Origin of the sequence: Mycobacterium sp. 1164966.3 (assembly GCF_001665395.1) — a bacterium.
Lineage (GTDB): Bacteria > Actinomycetota > Actinomycetes > Mycobacteriales > Mycobacteriaceae > Mycobacterium.
Genome location: NZ_LZSG01000031.1, coordinates 1 through 20,102, shown reverse-complemented (window position 1 = coordinate 20,102; position 20,102 = coordinate 1). Strand labels below are relative to the sequence as shown.

Below are 20,102 nucleotides of genomic sequence, written 5' to 3'. Positions count from 1 at the left end.
CCCACATACCCCAAGCCGACCCCGGCACCAGCCACATACAACTCACCAGCCACCCCCACCGGCACCGGACGCAACCACCCATCCAGCACAAACAACGCCGCCCCCGGCACCGGCGCACCAATCGGCACCACCCCCGACCCCGCCTGCAGGGGGGTACTGCTCGCCGCATACACCGTCGTCTCGGTCGGCCCATAGGCATTGCGCATCACCCGCCCCGGCGCCCACCGATCCACCACCTCGGCCGGACACGCCTCACCAGCGACCGACACCGCCATCTGCTCCAAACCCTGCGGCGACAACGTCGCCACCGCCGACGGGGTCCAGGTCAGATGGTCAACCCCCTGCCGAACAAGCAAATCGTGGAAATCCTGCGGTGCCCCCGCCACCGCCTCGGGCACCACCACCACCCGCCCACCGTGCAACAACGGAATCCAGATCTCGGCCACCGAGGTGTCAAACCCATAGGAATTACACTGCGTCCACACCCCCGCAGCCGGCACATACGCATCCGCCACCGCCAAAAACTGGGCCGCGTTGCCATGGGTCACCGCCACCCCCTTGGGGGTCCCGGTAGTACCCGAGGTGTAAATCAGATAGGCAATATCCTCAGGCGCCGGTAACGGCAACCCCGTGTCGGGATAGGTGCCCACCACGGAGTCGTTGACATCGATCACCCGCAGACCACACCCCACAAAACGATCGGCGAGCGCAGCAGTGGTCAGCGCGGCGACCGGCCCAGCATCGGCCACCATGAACTCCAGCCGGGCCTCCGGCACCGCGGCATCAATCGGCACATAGGCCGCCCCAGTCTTGAGCACCGCCAAAATCGCCACGACCGCCTGCCCGCACCGCGGCAGCAACAACGCCACCCGCTCACCCGGACCCACACCCAGCTCAACCAGCAAGTGCGCCAACCGATTCGACGACACATCCAGCTCGCGATACGACATCGAACGGCCCTCAAAACTCACCGCCACCGCATCCGGGCTGCACGCCACCTGCCCAGCAAACAACCCCGGAATCGACATCGACACCGCAGCCAGACCGTCCAACACCGCCCGATTACCCCAGGCATCCACCCGAGACAGCTCAGCCGGATCCAACAGATCGAACGATGACAGCCGCCGCCCTGGACTGGCGCACATTACCGTTAGCAGCCGCTCCAACCGTCCCGCTAGATCAGAGCCGTCGAAATTCGGCAATGGCTGCCCGGCGTGCGCTGTGCTGAGGAAGAGGTCGTCACCGTCGCTCGAAAACAACAGTCCAAAGCCGTTTACGACCCCGCTATTGGTCATTGACGCCGATGCGATGACGCCCCCGAAAGGCAGCGTAAACCGCGACGGGAGGAAATTAATCCCCACCCTGTGGGGTGACGGGTGTCCAAGGCCGCGATGGTGAGCTTTGCGCTCGAGCGCTTGTACCGGAAACCTCTGGTGCTTCACCGCTTCCCGTATTCGAGAATCAACGTAACTACAAAAAGCGGCAACTGTGGAGTCCGGGGAAACCTTGAACACCAGCGGCACGACGCCGGCAACCATCCCGGGAAGAGTCTTTGCCTCTGGCGCCGTACGCCTGCTGACCGGGAAGTCAAGGACCACCTCTGAGTCGTCAGCGTTGTATCCACGCACCAGGAGCGCGCAAGCCGCGGTGATCACCGAGGAGCGAGGCACGTTCCACCTGCGGCATAGGTCGTCGACACGCCTCAGGATCGAGGGATCCAACCGGACCGGCGTAGAAGGAGGATCCGGTTCGCGCTCGCCCGCGGGCGGGAGCGACCCGTAAAGCTCTTCCCTTGCTGCCGGAAGATTATGGGTCCAATAGGTCTGATCTTCTACGTAGGCGTTAGACGTCTCATAACCACGTTCGCAGTCAACCAAGTCCTGCAACGATCCGAACACGGCAGCGGGGATCGGTGCGCCGGAAACAATTGCAGAATAGATGGCTGCAATTCGCTGGCCAATCAGCGCAATACCGGATCCATCCACGACTATATGGTGGGCGCACCAGAACAGGTAGAATTCGTCACGCCGCACCTGAAATAGCGCAAAATTAAACAGTGGGCCAGTAAACGGCATTGGCGTACGTTGGATCGAGGAGGCGAGCTGGTGGGCTTCGTGAACGGGATCGCTCGAGGAGCTCACGTCATAGAAAGCCACCTCGAGATCTGAGTAATCCACCGCTTTTTGGAAAACCTGGCCATCCACTTCGAAAAACGTGGCTCTGACTGGTTCGGCCTCGCTTACGGCTCGGCGGATCGCCCAGTCAAGGGCTTCACGATCTACTAGGCCTTCTATCCTCACCAACAGGCCAAGCTGCCACCGCGTGCCAAGCGGGTTCGTTTCCTGCGCAAGCCATATCTCTAGCTGTGCGCGCGTCAGTGGAAGTGCCCGGTCCTCAGGCTCCATCGACTCCTCCAAGTCACACGCTTGCTTATCCGAAGCCCGGCCCGCTTCCAAGCCTCTCGCGCAGACTCAACGGCCGTGTGTCGGTCCAGTTCGATTCGATGTAGTCCAGACACGAAGCACGGTCCGCCTGCCCGTAGAACACCTCCCAGCCGCCTGGAACGTTGGCAAAGGCCGGCCACAGGCTGTGTTGCTTCTCGTCGTTGACCAAGACGAAAAAACTGCCGCCGCTGTCGTCAAACGGATTGATGCTCAAAAGTTCCCCACGCCCCCTAGTCAAGATGAGTGAAGCCGCCCCAAACCCTAGTGGAGACCAACAGGGCCTGTGCGGGTTTCGCAAACATTCAAAGGGATAGCTCGTGACGAGGTCGCATTGGCTTGTGCGCACTCTGCTCCGGCACTGTGAACTGCGGCGACATCTGATGTGGCGTTCGGCGACTCGCCAGCCGCGGGCTTGTCGGATGTTAGCCGTCCCAGACCCCATGCCGGTGGACGCTTGCGTAGAGCCGCACGAAACGGGACGGCCCCTCATCCGCGTTTGTGCCGAGGGAAAGAACTTGAGTGCGGAACCTGGGGCGAGCTTTTACGGTCAGTCCGTGAACTCGCGCTAAGACGCACCGACCCAAAGCCGAGGGCGGTTGATCCCGTGCCGCCGGCCTAGGGTGCATTACGATCCCATATCGCGTGGCGAAGGACCCGATATGAAGGACACCCGGCATGGTTTACTCGTCAAGATCGGGTTGCTTCCCCGATGCGCTGCAGGGTTTGGGGTGCCGTTGCGCGGTTTGCCTGCGACGACAACCACACTCCATGTACCGTCGACGGGGTGTTACGGCCGGTGTGCAGTTTCACGCCTAGCCGCTGACATGTCGCCGGCTCTGGAACGGGTGGGAGGTTGATGCGGTGATGGAACGCGGGGTGCGCGACTTCGCGCAGACGCGCACCGATTTCGCCGACACGGGGACACCAGGCGCTGGCGAACCATCTGGTCGTCGACCTGCGCCGTGGCGACGTGCTAACCAAGGTTCGGTCCCGCCCCAGGCGCCAAATGGACCGAGACAGCGTCGTCGAAATAGGGGGTATTCGATCTTCGGAGTTGTCAGGCGGATGTGGGTCGCCCTCGTCATTCTTGCCGTGGTTATTGCCGGTGGCTTCACCGTGTCGCGACTACACGGCATCTTCGGCTCTGAGAAACGACTCTCCTATGGCGACACCAGAGTCGACGATTCCAAACCTTTTAACCCGAAGCACCTTAGATACGAGGTTTTCGGAACATCCGGGAGCGTGGCCGACATCAGCTATTTCGATGGCGATGGCGAACCCCAACGCCTCAAGAAGGCACCATTGCCGTGGTCATTGGAGTTTGAGATCACCTCGGCGACCGCAGTCGGAAATGTAATGGCGCAGGGCGACGGTGACACAATTGGCTGCCGCATCTTGGTGGACAATGTTGTCAAATCCGAGAAGACAACGCACGAGACCAGCGCCTTTACCTACTGCTTGTTGAAGTCAGCATGAGCGCAAACTACTTAGACGGTCGACGTACCACCCCGCCACTCGGAGCTCGGACGATCTACCGATTCTCGGTGCCGATCATCTTGCTGTGGTTGGCGATTACCGTACTCATGGCAATCGGCCTCCCAACGTTGGAGCAGGTCGAGAAAGCCCATTCCATATCGCTGACTCCCCCGGATGCACCGGCGTTCAATGCTATGACGCGCTTGGGTGCCGACTTCAAAGAAACAAATTCCGACAGTGTGGCAATGATTGTTCTGGAGGGCGAAAAACCCTTGGGGGATGACGCCCACCGGTACTACGATCGCCTGATTCGTCAGTTGAAAGACGATCCGAAACATGTGCAGCACATTCATGATTTCTGGGGTGATCCACTCACTGCGGGCGCCGCGCAAAGCTCCGATGGCAAAGCCGCCTATGTGCAACTGGACCTGACCGGTAGCCCGGGTTCGACGCCGGCAAATGAATCGACCCAAGCTGTCCGGAACATCGTGGCGCGAACACCGGCACCGTCGGGAGTCAAGGCCTATCTCACCGGTCCCGCGGCCATTGTTGCGGATATGTCAAACAGTGGTGACCGCACCCTCATGATCGTTACGGCGGTAAGTCTCGCCGTTATCTTCACCATGCTGCTCCTCGTCTATCGCTCATTCGTCACCGTCATTCTGCTCCTGATAATGGTCGGAATAGAATTGCAGGTGGCGCGCGGTGTTGTCGCGTTCCTCGGCGATCGGGGACTCATCGGTCTCACAACCTTCGCCATTAACCTGGTGGTATCCATCGGAATTGCGGCGGGAACCGACTACGGCATATTCTTTTTCGGCCGATATCACGAGGCACGCTTAGCAGGCGAGGACCGGGAAACCGCCTTCTACACTACATATCATGGAGTCGCAAAGGTTGTTCTAGCCTCTGGCTTGACAATTGCCGGAGCGCTTTTCTGCCTAAGGTTCACCCGGCTGCCCCATTTCCAGTCTCTTGCCCTTCCTTGCGCGGCTGGCATACTCGTTGCGGTCGCCGTCGCACTCACGCTCGTTCCGGCAGTTATTAACGTGGGGAGCCGTTTCGGTCTATTCGAACCTAAGCGGAGAATGTCCGGGCGAGGATGGCGGCGAATTGGCACATCGATTGTTCGGTGGCCGGCGCCCATCCTCATCGCGACGTTAGCGGTCGCACTTATCGGCCTTTTGACCTTGCCGGGATATAGACCTAGCTACAATGATATGAATTATCTCCCCAAGAATATTTCGTCCGCTCAAGGGTTGGCGGCCGCACAGCGACATGTTTCGCAGTCGCGAATGATGACGCCGGAAATTCTGCTGATCGAAGCCGACCACGACATGCGGAACTCGGCCGACGCGCTGATACTGAATAAAGTGGCTAAAGGAGTTCTTGCGGTTCCCGGCATTTCGCGTGTTCAAGGCCTCACTAGGCCAGAAGGCACCCCGATCGCCCATACGTCGATCCCGTTCATGCTCAGCATCCAAAACGCTGCGCAGCTGCAGATAATGCCATTTCAGCGGGAGCGCATGAACGACATGCTCGTTCAGGCCGACGAGCTGGCACAAATGATCAACATCATGCAGCGCATGTACGGCCTGATGCAACAGCTCGTCGCCACCACTCATCACATGGTCGGCGAAACACATGAAATAAAAAATATCACCGAAGAGCTGCGCGACCATATTGCGGACTTCGAGGATTTCTGGCGGCCAATCCGTTCCTACTTTTATTGGGAAAAACATTGCTACGATATTCCCATCTGCTTTTCGCTCAGATCCATCTTTGATGCCGTTGACGGTGTCGACTTAATTGATGACAACTTGCGAAATCTTGTAGCAGACCTTGATCATCTGGACCTTGTTCTGCCGCAAATCGTCACGCAGTTCCCCGTGATGATCGAGACGATGCAGGGCATGCGAACGATGCTGTTGACCATGCATAGCACGATGGGCGGAATTTTCAGCCAGATGGACCAGGCGGGTGACAATGCTACAGCCATGGGCAAAGCATTCGATGCCTCCAAGAACGACGATTCTTTCTACATTTCTCCAGAAGCTTTCAAGAATGAAGACTTCAAACGAGTCATGAAGATATTCCTGTCACCAGACGGGAAGGCCGCACGTATGCTCATCACATTGAGGACCGACCCCGCGTCGCCCGAGGGAGTCGCACAAGTCGACCCAATAAAGAATGCGGCCGAAGAGGCACTGAAGGGAACCCCCCTGGAAGATGCCAAAGTCTATCTCACGGGCACGGCCGCGATTACAAAAGACATTGTGGACGGCTCCAAGTATGATCTCATGATTGCGGGAGTCGCTGCGGTCTGCCTAATTTTCATCATCATGTTGATCATGACGCGAAGCTTTATCGCTGCCCTTGTTATCGTCGGTACGGTGTTGCTCTCACTGGGCGCCTCCTTTGGGCTGGCGGTTCTGCTCTGGCAGTATTTACTCGGCACCCCAATACACTGGCTCGTGCTCATCATGACGGTCGTAGTTCTACTGGCGGTGGGGTCTGACTACAATTTGCTGTTGGTCGCCCGGATGCAGGAAGAAGTAGGTGCCGGTATAAAGACAGGCATCATTCGCGCGATGGGCGGTACTGGCAGGGTCGTGACGAATGCGGGTCTGGTGTTCGCGTTCACTATGGCGTCCATGATTGTGAGCGATCTGGTCGTCATCGGTCAGATAGGCACGACGATTGGGCTTGGTCTGCTGTTCGACACGCTGATAGTGCGCGCATTCATGACGCCTTCCACTGCTGCGCTCCTGGGAAAGTGGTTCTGGTGGCCCCAAAGAGTGCGCTCCCGTCCGGCGAGCGGATTACTCCGGCCGACGGGGCCCCGGCCACTGGTACGCGCTCTGCTGAGACAGCCGCAATAGGCTACGGAATATCTGGTCGAACGCCGCATGAGCATCCAGCAACCCAGAATTCCCTTCTTAGCGCGGATGATCCGCAAGCTTTCCCTGTTGATCATCCTGGCTTGGGTGGCGTTGACTCTCGTAGTAACGCTTGCGATTCCATCGCTTGAGCAGGTCGGCGAAGAGCATTCGGTGCCGTTGAGCCCCCAAGACGCACCGTCTGTTCAGGCCATGAAGCGTATGGGCAAGGACTTCAAGGAGTCCGACTCGGACAGTTTTGCGATGGTCGTGCTGGAGGGAGACCGGCCGCTGGGAGAAGATGCTCACGCCTACTACGCAAAAATAATTGACGAACTGCGACGCGACCGAAAGCATGTCGAACATATACAGGATTTGTGGGGGGATCGGTTAACGGCGGCCGGCGCGCAAAGTGCGGATGGAAAAGCTGCCTATGCGCAGCTGAATCTGGCCGGGAACCAAGGCACTACCTTGGGCCAGGAATCTGTAAACTCGGTGAGGAACATTATCGCGCACACGCCGCCTCCTCCTGGCGTCAAGGCGTATGTGACCGGCCCTGCGGCTCTCGTCACCGATTTGCAGGGCAGCGGTAATAAATCAATTTTGAAGATCACCGCGATGACCGTGGCGATGATTTTCGTGATGCTGTTTCTGGTCTACCGCTCGATCACGACTGTGATCCTATTGTTGGTGATGGTTGGGATCGAGCTGGGAGCCGCGCGAGGGATCGTGGCGTTTCTCGGCCATAACAATCTGCTGACTCTGTCGACGTTCGCCATCAATCTGTTGGTGTCGCTGGGCCTTGCGGTCGGAACGGATTACGGGATCTTCTTCTTTGGCCGATATCACGAGGCCCGTCAGGCCGGCGTAGACCCGGAAACGGCCTACTACACGACTTACCGTAGCGTTGCGCCCGTCGTGTTGGCTTCCGGTTTGACGATCGCCGGGGCACTCTTGTGCCTGAGCTTTACCCGGATGCCGATCTTCCAGACCATCGGCGTTCCCTGCGCGATCGGCATGGTCGTTGCGGTATTGGTCGCCCTCACCCTGGTTCCGGCAGTTCTGACCGTTGGGAGCCGCTTCGGGCTATTCGAACCCAAGCGCTGGATCGGGTTCGGCCGATGGCGTCGGGTCGGCACGGCGATTGTGCGCTGGCCCGCGCCCATTCTCGTCACGACGGTAGCGATCGCAGTGATCGGTCTGATAACGCTGCCGGGTTACAAGACGAGTTACAACGATCGCCTCTATATGCCCAAAGACATCCCGGCCAATGTGGGGTACGCGGCCGCCGATCGTCACTTCTCCCAGTCTCGGATGATGCCGGAGATTCTGCTGGTCGAATCAAATCACGATATGCGCAATCCGGCAGATTTTCTGGTTCTGCACAAGGTGGCCAAGTCGATTTTCCGAGTTCCGGGCGTTTCTCGGGTGCAAGCCATCACGCGGCCCGAGGGAAATCCGATTGAACACACCTCGATACCATTCTTGCTCAGCATGCAAAGTGCCAGCCAGGTGCAGACTATGCAGTACATGAAAGTAAGAATGGACGACCTGCTTAAGCAGGCCGACATGATGACCACACAAATCGCGACCATGAAACGCTTGTACGCATTAGAACAGCAAGTGGATTCCATTACCCATCACACGGTTCTCGAGACAAAAGAGATGACGGCGGTGACAGCTGAATTAAGAGATCACGTTGCGGATTTCGAAGATATGTGGCGGCCGATTCGAAGCTACTTTTACTGGGAAAAGCACTGCTACGACATCCCGATATGCTGGTCCTTGAGAGCAATATTCGACACGCTTGATGGTATCGACACGCTGACCGATAAACTTGGCGATCTCGTCAAGGATCTGGACAAGTTGGACGCGCTGTTGCCCCAGTTGGAGGCGCAATTCCCGCCAATTATCGCTATGGCGGAGCACGCGCGCACAATGATCCTGAAAGCGCACAGCACCATGGCCGGAACCTTCAGCCAGATGGACGACGCGACGGAGGATGTCATGGCCATGGGCCGGGCGTTCGACGCGTCCAAGAACGACGATTCCTTCTATCTGCCTCCCGAAGCGTTCAAGAACGCGGACTTCCAACGCGCGATGACTTCTTTCCTCTCCCCCGACGGGAAGGCAGCCCGCTTCATCATTTCGCATAAGGGCGATCCCGCTACGCCCGAGGGCATAGCGCGCATCAACCAAATACGAACGGCGGCCGAAGAGGCACTGAAGACAACACCGCTCGAAGACTCCAAGATCTTTATCGCCGGCACCGCGTCAACATTTAAGGACTTCCGGGACGGCGCCAGGTACGACCTGTGGATCGCGGGTGTGGGTGCGCTCTGCCTGATTTTCATCATCATGCTCATCATCACGCGGAGCTTTGTCGCCGCCCTGGTAATCGTGGGCACGGTTGCGGTTTCGCTGGGCGCATCGTTCGGCATCTCGGTGCTGATTTGGCAATATATTTTGGGCATCAAATTGCACTGGATGGTGCTGCCGATGTCTGTCATCGTCCTTTTGGCGGTGGGCTCTGACTACAACCTGCTGCTGGTCTCCCGCATGAAGGAAGAGATAGCCGGCGGTATCAACACCGGCATCATCCGGGCAATGGGCGGCACCGGCAAAGTGGTGACCAATGCGGGCCTGGTGTTCGCGTTCACCATGGCCTCGATGGTGATCAGCGATTTGCGAATCATCGGTCAGGTCGGTAGCACCATCGGCCTGGGCTTGATGTTCGACACCTTGATCGTGCGCTCCTTCATGACGCCGTCAATCGCCGCGCTGCTCGGACGTTGGTTCTGGTGGCCGCAGACCGTTCGTCCGCGTCCGGCCAGCCTGATGCTTCGATCGCTGGCGCCACGTCCGGTGGCACGGGCCTACCTCCTGAGGGAGCAGCCCTACGATGACGAGCCGGAAACCGCCCCGATACCGATAGCACCCCGGTACCGATAGCAGGTCAGCCGGCGACGGCGCCCGGCTCCGGGAACGGCGCCCCGAAATCGCCAACCGACTGGAAACCACGCTTGCGCGCGAGTGCAACACCACGCCGGATCAGCGTGCCCAGAGTCGCCACCCCGCTGTGATCGAGCACCACGAACGGCGATAGCAGTCGGTTGTGCACGAACGAAAAGGCCATCCCGGACGACGGGTCCGCCCAGCCGAACGAACCGCCCAGGCCCACGTGACCGAAGCCGGGCGTCGGACCCGGGACACTGTGGTAGCCGAGGTGGAACGACAACGGCACGAAGACATTCCGGTCCCGTTGCCGATTCCGGCGACCGGTCAGCCCGGCGACGATTCCCCGCGACAGAAATCGGGTGCCGTCGATCTCACCGCCGTTGGCGATCGCGCCGTACATCCGCGCCAGGGCGCGCGCCGTGGCGACGCCGTTGGCTGCCGGCATCTCGGCGTCCAATAGCGGGATCTCGCCTTGCACGGCTGCCATGACGCCCTTGAAGTACATGGAGCGGAATCCACCGGACAGCTCCGACGCGACCCGGTACGCGGCATAGTTCAGGCAGGAAAGGCCGGGGACGCTCTGCGGCGTGATGATCTGGGCGACGCGCGTCGGCGCGCCGGCGGGCGGACGGCCCAGATGCAGCCCATCCGTGCCCAACGGCTCGGCCAGCTCCTCGCGGATCAGCGTCCGCATGCCCTTTCCGGTCACGGCCCGCCCCAGCCCCGACATCAGCCAGCCGAAGGTCAGTGCGTGGTAGGCGGGTTTGCCCAGCAGCCGTCCGGGTGGCGCCGCCGCGAGCCGTTCTTCCATTACGATGTGATCCAGCAAGTCTTCCCTGGTGGCACCGCGCAGGCCGGACAGGCCGGCTTGGTGCTTCATCACCTCGCGAACGGTCATCTCGGACTTGCCCGCGGCCCCGAACGCCGGCCAGTATTCGGCGACTGGGGCTTCGTAGTCGATCAACCCTCGGTCGGCCAGTCGGTGGATGACAGTTGACGCCATGCCCTTGGTTGCCGAGAACACCATCGGTGCAGTATCCGCAGTCCATGGCGTTTTGCCGGCGCGGTCTGACCGGCCGGTCCAGACGTCGACGACCGGTTGCCCGTCGAGATATACCGCCAGTGCCCCGCCACCGAATCGGCGGCCGGGAAATAGGCTGGCGAACCCACGAACGGCGCACGAAAAGCTTGGGTCAGCTGCACCGAATACGCGACGACCTGCGCCGAGGTCGTCGTGGGGAGACTCCGCGCTGAGCCGACCCCCCGATTCTGCCTTCACGTGTTTGAATTTACTTCCTAATCGTCGTAGCTCACGGGCAAACTAAGTTTAAGTTACCTTTCCGTTAAACTGACGCAACCTTCAAAATTTGCTGGGCGGCCATGGCCGGGGTCAGTTCCCCGGCCCTGACCTGACGCTCGACCTCCGCGCGGATCTTGCGGACCTCCGGGTTGGACAGCACTCGGTCCAGCACGGTGTCCCGAACCATCTGCCAGGTCCAGTCGACTTGCTGTGCGCGCCGTCGGGCTTCGAACTCGCCGGCATCGCTGAGCACCTGGCAATGCCGCTGCACGGTGTCCCACAGCTCGGACAGACCGGTCTCCTCCACCGCGCTCATGGTGAGAACCGGTGGTCGCCATAATGTTTCGCGTGGGTAGATCAATCTGATCGCCGACGAGAGCTCCCGTGCAGCTGATCGCGCCTCGGGCAGGTGGTTGCCGTCGGCCTTGTTCACCACCACGATGTCCGCTAGCTCCAGCACACCCTTCTTAATGCCCTGCAGCTGGTCACCGGTGCGCGCCAAGGTCAGCAGGACGAACGTGTCGACCATATTGGCAACGGCCACCTCGGACTGCCCCACACCGACGGTTTCGACCAGAATCACGTCGAACCCCGCCGCCTCCAGCAGCACAATCGTTTCGCGCGTGGCCTTTGCCACGCCCCCCAAGGTGCCCGACGTCGGCGACGGCCGGATGTAGGCGTCCGGATGCGCTGCCAGCCGCCCCATTCGGGTCTTGTCGCCCAGAATCGACCCGCCGGTCCGCGTCGACGACGGGTCCACCGCCAGCACCGCAACCCGATGTCCCTGCTCGATCAGGTGCATGCCGAGCGCATCGATGGCGGTGGACTTGCCGACCCCGGGCACCCCGGTGATACCCACCCGGTGGGCGTTGCCCGAGTCCGGCGTCAACTCGAGGAGCAGCTGTTGCGCCTGCTCACGATGGTCCTCGCGGGTGGATTCCAGCAGCGTGATCGCCCGTGGCAGCGCGGCCCGATCACCGTCGCGAACAGCCTTGGCCAACGCGTCGACGGTGTGGTTGTTCGGGGACGTCATCTAAGGGCACTAGCCGAGGCTGTAGCCCCGCCGCTCGGCGAGCTTGTTCAGCAAGCCGATCGCGGCATCGGCGATCACGGTGCCGGGCGGGTAGATGGCGGTGGCTCCGGCCTGGTACAGCTCGTCGAAGTCACCGGGCGGGATTACGCCGCCGACCACGATCATGATGTCGGGCCGACCCACCTCGGCCAGCGCGTCACGCAGCGCCGGCACCAGCGTCAAATGGCCCGCGGCCAGCGAAGACACCCCCACCACGTGCACGTCGTTGTCGGCGGCCTGGCGCGCCACCTCCTCGGGGGTGGAGAACAGCGACCCGACATCGACGTCGAACCCGATGTCGGCGAACGCCGTCGCGATCACCTTCTGTCCGCGGTCGTGGCCGTCCTGGCCCATCTTGGCCACCAGAATCCTGGGCCGCCGGCCGTCGGCCTCGGCGAATTTCTCGACCAGCTCGATAGCGTTTCCGATGTTGGAGGCCTTTCCGACTTCGTCACGGTAGACCCCGGCGATGGTACGGATCTCCGCTTGGTGACGTCCGTACACCTTTTCCAGCGCGTCGGAAATCTCGCCGACGGTGGCCTTGGCGCGAGCGGCGTTGATGGCCAGGGCCAGCAGGTTGTTGCCCAAGCCGTCTTCACCCGCCCGCCCGTGATCCGCAGCGGCGCGGCTCAATTCGGCCAAGGCGGCCTCGACGGCCCCCGCGTCCCGGCCGGCCCGCAGCTCCTGAAGTTTGGCCAGCTGCTCGGCGCGCACCCGGCTGTTCTCGACCTTGAGCACCTCGATCTCCTGGTCTTCGTCGACCTGGTACTTGTTGACCCCGATCACCGGCTGCTGACCGGAGTCGATGCGGGCCTGGGTCCGCGCGGCCGCCTCCTCGATGCGCAGCTTGGGGATGCCGTCACTGATGGCCTGAGCCATGCCGCCGTGCTCGGCGACCTCGGCGATATGAGCACGCGCGCGCTGGGCGAGCTGATGCGTCAGCCACTCCACGTAGTAGGAACCGCCCCAGGGGTCGATCGGCCGAATGGTGCCCGACTCCTGCTGCAGCACCAGCTGTGTGTTGCGGGCAATTCGGGCGGAAAAGTCGGTGGGCAGCGCCAGCGCCTCGTCGAGGGCATTGGTGTGCAGCGACTGGGTGTGGCCCTGGGTCGCGGCCATCGCCTCGATACAGGTGCGGGCGACGTTGTTGAAGGCGTCCTGGGCGGTCAGCGACCAGCCGGAGGTTTGCGAATGTGTGCGCAGCGACAGAGATTTCGGGCTTTTCGGGTCGAACTGCGCGACCAGTTCACTCCACAGCAGCCGGCCGGCTCGCAGCTTGGCGACCTCCATGAAGAAGTTCATCCCGATGCCCCAGAAGAAGGACAGCCGCGGCGCGAACTTGTCGATGTCCAGGCCCGCGTCCAGGCCGGCCTTGATGTAGTCCACGCCGTCGGCCAGTGTGTACGCCAGCTCCAAATCCGCTGTGGCACCAGCTTCTTGGATGTGGTAACCGGAGATCGAGATGGAGTTGAACTTCGGCATCTTCGCGCTGGTGTAAGCGAAGATGTCGGAGATGATCCGCATCGACGGCTTGGGCGGGTAGATGTAGGTGTTGCGGACCATGAATTCTTTGAGGATGTCGTTCTGGATGGTACCGGCCAGCTTCTCCGGCGGCACGCCCTGCTCCTCGGCGGCCACCACATACAGCGCCAGAATCGGCAGCACGGCACCGTTCATGGTCATCGACACCGACACCGCCGACAGGTCGATGCCGTCGAACAGCTGACGCATGTCCAGGATGGAATCTATTGCCACACCGGCCATTCCGACGTCGCCCTGTACGCGCGGGTGGTCGGAGTCGTAGCCCCGGTGGGTGGCCAGGTCGAAAGCGACGGACAGCCCCTTCTGACCCGCGGCCAGGTTGCGCCGGTAGAAGGCATTGGAATCGGCCGCGGTGGAGAACCCGGCGTATTGACGGATCGTCCACGGCTGGTTCACGTACATCGTCGGGTACGGCCCGCGCACGAACGGCGGCTCGCCGGGAAAACTGTTCAGCGGGTAGCCCTCTTGCTCGGCCGCGCGCCGGTCCTGCCCGATGTACACCGGCTTGACGTCGATGCCTTCGGGCGTCTGCCACAACAGTTGTTCGGGCGTGTACCAGTGCGCGGCCGCGGCTGCGGCGGCGTGCTCTGTGACCGCGGCTTCGGTGGGCGGTGGCACGGCCCGATCGCCATGCAGCGGGATCTCGGCGAAACTACCGACGACGGGAGTGCTGATCGTCATGGCTACGCCCCCAACCCGGTGAGCAGATCCGAAAGAACTTCGACCGCATTGATTTTCGCGCTCAGGAACTCGTCCGGCCGGTGCCCTGACCCATCCAGCACCGACGCCGAGCCCGCCAGGTAGACGCGCTCGATGCCCGCGGTGCGGGCCGCCTGCACGACGCCGTCCGCCTCATCCTGGTAGCGCTTGTCGGTGCCGCAGATCACCGCCACCTTGAATGAGCCTGCCTCCGCGACGGCCTTGCCGACGCCGTCTGCGTCGACGGGCCCAGGGTTGACCGCCTCGATGCCTCCCGACGCCAACAGGTTGGTCGCGAGCGTGGTGCGGATGTTGTGCTCGGCCAGTGGGCCCAACGGCAGCAAAAGCACCTGCGGCCGGACACCTTCGCGCGCCAGATAGCCGTCCGACCTATCGCGCAATGTCTCGAACTCGGCGGCATAGCGCAGCACGTGTCCCGCCCGACCCAAGCAATCACCTTGGGGCAGCGGGGCTTCCGCGAGGTTGGGGAATTCGTTGACGCCGGTGATCGCGATGCGGCGATGCGCGATGTCATCGGCGCGCCGCGCGGCCAGCTCACCGATCTCGGCGGTCAGGAACTCGATGGCATCCACGAAACCACCGTGGGACTCGATGGACTGGAAACGCTCCCATGCCTGTCCGGCAAGCTGTTCGGTGAGGTCTTCGACGAACCACGATCCGCCCGCGGGATCCAGCACCCGCCCGACGTGTGATTCTTCGAGCAGCAGCAGTTGCGTGTTTCGGGCAATCCGGCGGGCAAAGCTGGTCGCCGTGCCCGGCCAGCCACCGGGGATCGCTACGTCGAACGCGTACACCAGAAGGGTGTCGGCGCCGCCGGCACCGGCACCGAAGGCTGCCAGCGTGCAGCGCAGCATGTTCACCCAGGGGTCCCGCTGGGTCATCATCGGCAGCGAGGTCTCCGCATGGACGACGGTTGCGCCGCCGTCCGGGTCGCCCGCGACCTCGGCGACCCGCGCCCAAAGTTGGCGCAGCGCACGCATTTTGGCCAGCGTCATGAATTGGTCGTCGTCAGCGGCGAGCCGGAAGCTGATCTGCCGCAACGCCTGGCCTACCGGCAGCCCAGCCCCGGTGAGCACCCGCAGGTAGGACACCGCGGCACCGACGGCAGCTGCCAGCTCCCAGGCCGCGGTCGCGCCCAGGTTGTGAAAGGCGGTCCCGTCGACGGTGATCGCCCGCACTCCCGGCACCGCGGCCGCCCGCGCGGCCACTGCGACGACGTCGTCGATCGCCGGCGCAGGACGATCGCTCAGCCTGGCCGTCAACGGGTCTGCGGCCAGGTCGACCGACATCGTGCCGCGCTGGTCGGCTTCCACCCGGTCGGCCAGCCCCAGCATCACCTCGGCGGCCGCGACGTAATCGGATCCTGCGTCGAGGATGACCGGCGCCATGCTCAGGTACACACCCTCGAGCAGGTTTTCCAGGTGCCCAGCGGGCACCCCCGACTCCCCTACCCGGATCAGCAGCGCGCTGGCCCCGTCGTTGAGTGCGGCCAGCACCGCCGCATTTACGTCGCCGGGCGCCTGGCCCGGCTGGCCCGGCAATGGGAAGGCCTCGACGACTTTCCAGCCCGACTTGACGTCGCGGGATGCGTCACCGCCCCGCACGAACGGCCACTGACCCGGCAGCGGCGGCTCGGGCAGCTCGTCGAGCGCGGTGTACAGCGGCCGGATGGCGAACCCGTCGTAGGTCGGTGTCTCCAGCCGCTGCTCGGGTCGGTCCCCCAACTCGGCAGGGTCCTTGCGGGTGCTCTTCGACAGCACACCGGCGACTTCGCTGCGCCAGCGCTCGCGAACCTGTTCCAGGTCGGCGCGCTCGGGTACGTCAATGGGCACCGACTGCTCCTGTTTCCGCAGCGAAACGCGGCGTTTTCTTCGGGTTGCGTTTGGTAATGCGACTTACTAATCAGGCTAATTGATGGAGCTACTCGCTAAAAAGCAGCGCTGCCGTGGTGAAACGCCGAGTAAAGCGAAACGGGTTATTCAGATCGGCCCCGTACCCTGTAAAACGTGCCGAGCCCCGCCACCTCGAAAACCGTCGATACCCTGCGCAGTCTTGGCAGCGGGGTAGGCGCCGCCGCGCGCCAGTTGTCGCCGGTGCGGACGGTGGCGACAGTGGTCGTTATCACAGTCCTCGTCGCGGTGGCGCTGTTGGTCAAGCTGCCCACCGCGGTGCAATTGCGCGATTGGGCCCAGTCGGTGGGTCCGTGGTTTCCGCTGGCTTTCTTGGGCGCGCAGATCGCCATCACGGTGGTACCTGTCCCCCGCACCGTGTTCACCCTGGCCGCCGGGCTGTTGTTCGGTCCGCTGTTCGGCGTGCTGATAGCGGTGGTGGGCAGCACCGCGAGTGCGGTGATCGCGTTACTGCTGGTCCGTGCCGCTGGATGGCGGCTCAACCGGCTGATCCGCCACCACGCGGTGGACCGGCTCGACCAACGCCTGCGGGAGCGAGGCTGGCAGGCCATCCTGTCGCTGCGGTTGATCCCAGCCGTGCCGTTTTCGGCGCTCAACTATGCCGCCGGGGCTTCGGCCGTCCGGCTGCTGCCCTATACCTCGGCGACGCTGGCCGGTGTGCTGCCCGGCACCGCCGCGGTGGTGATCCTGGGCGACGCGCTCACCGGTGACGTCAGCCCGCTGCTTATCCTGGTGTCGCTGTGCACCGCCGTCTTAGGGCTGGCCGGTCTGATCTACGAGGTCCGCCACTACCGCCAGCACCACCCCAAGCGGTCACACCACGAAGCTCACGAGACGCGGGAGCCCGCGATCACCCACTGAGCCCACAGCCTCACGCTGGAAGACTGAGCCGGAATTGCGCGCCGCCTTCGTGCGGCAGACATACCAGCTCGCCGCCGTGGGCCCGGGCCAGTCCCCGTGCGATTGCCAAGCCCAGCCCGGCGCCGCCGTGGTCGCGGGTGCGCCCTGAATCCAGGCGCACCAGCCGCTCGAAGATGCGGTCGCGCTCGTCGTCGGGAACCCCCGGTCCCGTGTCGGTAACGGTCACTGTCGCCACATCATCACCGCTGCTCAGGTCGACGGTGATGGACCCACCGGCCGGCGTGTATTTGCGGGCATTGTCGAGCAGGTTGGACAGGATCTGCGCCACCCGCGTCGGATCCGCGTTGACGGTCAGCGCGTCAAGGCCGGTGCGGATGACGCTGACCTGAGGCGCCAACATCGCGGTCCGGTCGGCTTCGGCCCCGACGACAGCGCCCAGCTCCGTATCGCGCAGGTCGAGGGTGAGTCCAGCGTCGATCCGGCTCAGATCGAGCATGTCGCCGACGAGGCGTCCGGCGCGGCGCGCATCCGACAGCAACAAGGTGGCGCGCCGGTATTGGGCTCGCGCCTCGTCGTCTTCGGTTTGGCCGGCGCTGCTGGCGAGCTGTTCGGATGCGGCCTGGATGCCGGCGATCGGGGTGCGCAGTTCGTGTGCGGCGTCGACGAGGAAGCGGCGGGTCGCCGTCTCGGCGCGGTGCGCGACGTCCGCGGCCCGCCGGGCCTGCCGTTCGGAATTCTCCAGCGCGTCGAGCATTTCGTCGAAGGCGCTTGCCGCGCGCCCAAGTTCGGTGTCGGTGCGATCCGGTCGCAGTCGCCGGCCACGATCGCCGGTGGTGATGCCTTTGGCCAGCGCCGTCATGCGGTCCAAGGGCCGCAACGCCACCCGGCTGACCGCCATCATCAGCAGCGCGGCCACCACCAGGGTCGCCAGGCCCGCGCCGATCATCAGTTGGCGCAGCTGACGGGTCACTTGGGTGGTCTGGGTGGTGTCGGCAACCAGGATCAACCTTGCGCCGTCGGGCAACGGGTGCACCAGCACTGTCGCGGTCGCGTCCGGCGGCGGTGGCGGGGGCGGCGGGCCCGGCGGAGGCGGCGGCAGTGGCGGCCCGCCGGGCGGCCCTCCCGGTGGGCCTAGCGGTGGGCCCGGCGGCAAGGGGAGTGCGCCGGGGCCCGCGGTGGTGTCGGGACTGATCCGGCGATCACCGTAGGTCGCGCCGTCGGCGGTCACCAGCAGCGCCCGCACGCTGCCGCCGTTGAGTTCGGTCGCAAGCAGATCCGGCGCGGTGTGCGCGGCCGTCAGTGCATCGGCGCGTGACGTCGCCGCGAGCAGCCGATCGTGCAGGTTACGGCGCGCCTGGACCCCCACGACCACGTCGATGGTCAGGCCCAGCACCGTCAGCAGCACCGTGAGCAACGCCACCACGATCACCGTGACCCGTCGCTGCAGCGACGGTGTCGGCGTCGCCGGATCGGTGCTCATGATCGCTGCGGCTGCAAGCGATAACCGATGCCGCGGACAGTGTGCAAAATCCGGGGTCCGTGTGCCTCAAGTTTGCGTCGCAGACCGCTGACATGCACCTGCACCAGGTTGGGATCGTAGGCGTCATAACCCCACACCGCGTTCAGGATCTGAGCGGCGCTGACGATCCGGCCACGCTGCGCGACCAGGAAGTCCAGCAGCCGCAACTCGGTGCCGGTCAAGTCCAGGCGGTGTCCGTCCCGCGAGGCGACGCCGGCGTCGACGTCGAGTATCAGATCGCCCAGTTGAACCACCCGGGGCAGCCGGCCCCGCCGGCGCAGTACCGCCCCGACTCGCGACACCAGTTCGGCGAGCTCGAAGGGTTTGACCACGTAGTCGTCGGCGCCGCCGTCGAGGCCACGCAGCCGGTCGGGCAACCCGTCTCGCGCGGTGATCAACACGATGCCGATATCGCCCCATTGGCGGATGACGTCGAGCAGCGAGAATCCGTCGCGGCCGGGCAACATTACGTCCAGCACCACCAAGTCGGGCCGCAGACCGTCCAGAACCTCTTCCAGTCCTTCGCCGTCGCAGCGGGTGTCGGTGTGGTACCCGACGTCGGCCAGCGCCTCGCTGACCATTTCGCGGATCGTCTCAAAGTCCTCGACAATTAGGACGCGGGGGGCGCCGACGCTGTATTGATCGGCCCGGCCGGTACGTCCCGGGCGCGAACAATCATTCATGGCCCCATTGTTAACGCGCCGTTCTGAGATCAGGCTTAAGGATGCCCGTCCTCCCGAGTCCTTTCGACACGATCCCGCCGACGTGGGGAGCCACATGACCTCCGATCACACCGAAGACCCGCCACCGCAACCGCCGGCGGCCGCGCCTGCCCGCCGCTATTCCACCGCCGTGGTGATCGGCGCCGCGCTGGGAGGTTTGGCGGTCGGCGCGCTCGCCGTCTTCGCCGTCACCGGCCCCACCTGGAAGGTCCGCGTCGAGTTCCCGCCACCGCCATATCCGGCGCCGATGTCGACGCCGCTGGTCAGTTACGTCCCGTCCTCGCCGCCCGCCGTCACCATCCCGTCGTCGGGGCCGAGTGTGCTACCGCCGCCGGCTTTCCCGCCGCCCGGACAGCACCCCTGAATCTTCAGCTTCGCTTCAACTAGGGCTCCTACCGTCGCGGTTGCCGACAAACCGACGACGTGAGGAGTCGCATGACCGCCGAGCAAACCAGTACCGAGCAACCCAGCATCGATCAGCAGCCAGCCGAGCCGGAACCCGCCGTGGTTGCCGCACCCGCGAAGCCCAAACGCCGCCACTCCACGGGTGTGGTGATCGGTGCCGGCGTGGCAGGCGGCGTCTTGGGAGCATTGTTCACCGCGGCCGCATCCCTGGTGATCTTCGCCTTCAGTTTCGGGCCCACCGCTAGGCCCACCGGGAGGGCCGCCCGGCGGGCCGCCACTGCCGCCGCCTCCGCC

The 20,102-nt window shown here is 63.4% G+C and carries 13 protein-coding genes and 1 pseudogene; 6 read left to right on the top strand and 8 right to left on the bottom strand.

Features of this window, described 5'->3' with window-relative positions; genetic code table 11:
- Both A9W99_RS26020 and A9W99_RS10490 read right to left on the bottom strand, forming a co-directional pair.
- A partial coding sequence (locus tag A9W99_RS26020; RefSeq protein WP_156623047.1) for an AMP-binding protein occupies positions 1-2,405 on the bottom strand: 2,405 nt, incomplete at its 3' end.
- A 25-nt stretch (positions 2,406-2,430) separates the two neighbouring features.
- The gene (locus A9W99_RS10490) at positions 2,431-2,658 is read right to left on the bottom strand and encodes an MbtH family NRPS accessory protein (protein ID WP_067376615.1); all 228 of its coding nucleotides are present in this window, start codon (positions 2,656-2,658) and stop codon (positions 2,431-2,433) included.
- Between the two features lie 851 nt (positions 2,659-3,509).
- On the opposite strand from A9W99_RS10490, the gene A9W99_RS10485 reads away from it, so the two are divergent.
- From A9W99_RS10485 to A9W99_RS10475, 3 genes are read left to right on the top strand one after another with little or no spacing between them, the layout of a single operon-like run.
- A complete protein-coding gene (locus A9W99_RS10485) occupies positions 3,510-3,920 on the top strand; it encodes an MmpS family protein (RefSeq protein ID WP_067376612.1) in 411 nt (136 codons plus the stop codon).
- The gene (locus tag A9W99_RS10480) at positions 3,917-6,802 is read left to right on the top strand and encodes an RND family transporter (RefSeq protein ID WP_067376609.1); all 2,886 of its coding nucleotides are present in this window, start codon (positions 3,917-3,919) and stop codon (positions 6,800-6,802) included. The genes A9W99_RS10485 and A9W99_RS10480 overlap by 4 nt, the downstream gene beginning before the upstream one ends.
- 27 nt (positions 6,803-6,829) lie before the next feature.
- Positions 6,830-9,751 carry an RND family transporter gene (locus A9W99_RS10475; protein WP_067376606.1) on the top strand — a complete coding sequence of 974 codons (2,922 nt, stop codon included), beginning with the start codon at positions 6,830-6,832 and terminating at the stop codon, positions 9,749-9,751.
- Positions 9,752-9,755: 4 nt separating this feature from the next.
- Here A9W99_RS10475 and A9W99_RS10470 read toward each other — a convergent pair whose 3' ends face one another.
- From A9W99_RS10470 to mutA, 4 genes are all read right to left on the bottom strand, one after another.
- Positions 9,756-11,036, bottom strand: coding sequence for a serine hydrolase domain-containing protein (locus tag A9W99_RS10470; protein WP_067376603.1), 1,281 nt, complete (start codon positions 11,034-11,036; stop codon positions 9,756-9,758).
- A gap of 64 nt (positions 11,037-11,100) precedes the next feature.
- Positions 11,101-12,090, bottom strand: a complete 990-nt coding sequence (gene meaB / locus A9W99_RS10465) for a methylmalonyl Co-A mutase-associated GTPase MeaB (protein WP_067376601.1) — start codon at positions 12,088-12,090, stop codon at positions 11,101-11,103.
- 9 nt (positions 12,091-12,099) lie between these two features.
- Entirely contained in the window at positions 12,100-14,352 is a 2,253-nt protein-coding gene (gene scpA, locus A9W99_RS10460) for a methylmalonyl-CoA mutase (RefSeq protein WP_067376598.1), read from the bottom strand.
- Between the two features lie 2 nt (positions 14,353-14,354).
- Positions 14,355-16,223, bottom strand: a complete 1,869-nt coding sequence (gene mutA, locus A9W99_RS10455) for a methylmalonyl-CoA mutase small subunit (protein WP_067376595.1) — start codon at positions 16,221-16,223, stop codon at positions 14,355-14,357.
- Positions 16,224-16,397: 174 nt separating this feature from the next.
- Here mutA and A9W99_RS10450 point away from each other — a divergent pair, with 174 nt between their 5' ends.
- Positions 16,398-17,162: a TVP38/TMEM64 family protein gene (locus A9W99_RS10450; protein WP_067376592.1), complete on the top strand. Its 765-nt coding sequence runs from the start codon at positions 16,398-16,400 to the stop codon at positions 17,160-17,162.
- Positions 17,163-17,172: 10 nt separating this feature from the next.
- Here the strand turns inward: A9W99_RS10450 and A9W99_RS10445 are convergent, their stop codons facing one another.
- Positions 17,173-18,642, bottom strand: a complete 1,470-nt coding sequence (locus A9W99_RS10445; protein WP_067376590.1) for a cell wall metabolism sensor histidine kinase WalK — start codon at positions 18,640-18,642, stop codon at positions 17,173-17,175.
- On the bottom strand, positions 18,639-19,364 hold the full coding sequence (locus A9W99_RS10440) for a response regulator transcription factor (RefSeq protein WP_067376586.1): 726 nt from the start codon (positions 19,362-19,364) through the stop codon (positions 18,639-18,641). Before A9W99_RS10440 ends, A9W99_RS10445 begins: the two co-directional genes overlap by 4 nt.
- A 94-nt stretch (positions 19,365-19,458) precedes the next feature.
- Between A9W99_RS10440 and A9W99_RS10435 the strand changes: the two genes are divergently transcribed.
- Positions 19,459-19,767 carry a hypothetical protein gene (locus A9W99_RS10435; protein ID WP_067376583.1) on the top strand — a complete coding sequence of 103 codons (309 nt, stop codon included), beginning with the start codon at positions 19,459-19,461 and terminating at the stop codon, positions 19,765-19,767.
- Between the two features lie 71 nt (positions 19,768-19,838).
- Positions 19,839-20,102: pseudogene (locus A9W99_RS10430) on the top strand (hypothetical protein); the annotation flags it as partial.